The sequence below is a fragment of the Dermacoccus sp. Ellin185 genome, from assembly GCF_000152185.1.
In the GTDB taxonomy this organism is placed as follows: Bacteria; Actinomycetota; Actinomycetes; order Actinomycetales; family Dermatophilaceae; genus Dermacoccus; species Dermacoccus nishinomiyaensis.
Map to the genome: position 1 here is coordinate 1 of NZ_AEIQ01000112.1, position 563 is coordinate 563.

Genomic DNA, 563 nt, shown 5'->3' on the forward strand with positions numbered 1-563 from the left:
CCCGCGTCGCTCCGGCGCGGGCCGGCGACCCCGCCGAGGGCGTCGCGCCGCGTGAGGCTGATTCGCCGCGCCAGGACGCAGGCCTCGCGGCTGCCGCCGCGCAGAGCAGCGCGTGGGGTTCGGATTCGCGCGGCGACTGGGGCGCGCAGGCCGGCCCGGCGCCGTCATGGGCGAACGACGACGCGTCTCCCAGCATGCGCGGAGCCGGCCACGGTTCTGCGGACGAATCCTCGCGGAACCAGGGATCGGCCAACGGCGCCTCGAACAGGGGCGACGCGTCCGGTGGCGTCGCGAGGGTGGGCGCGAATCCTTCGGGGCGCTCGGCCGAGGCGTCGCCGGCTGACAACGGCGGCCCGAGCAGCGGCGTCGGTGCCAGTGGTGCCGACGACAGTGCGGGTGCGCCCTCGAGCGCGGGGGAGCCCATTCCTGACTGGATGGAGGACGAGCCCGAGACCGACGTCGAGGCCGTCTACGATCCGCTGCCGCCTCGTTCGGGCGAGAGCGATCGAGCCGGTGCTCGCGAGCGCGCCGGCGATGGGCAGGCCGAGGCGGCCCACGACTCG

General features: G+C 76.2%; 1 pseudogene. It reads left to right on the plus strand.

The features are described from left to right. Nucleotides 1-563 (plus strand): annotated as a pseudogene (locus HMPREF0321_RS16590) (hypothetical protein); the annotation flags it as partial.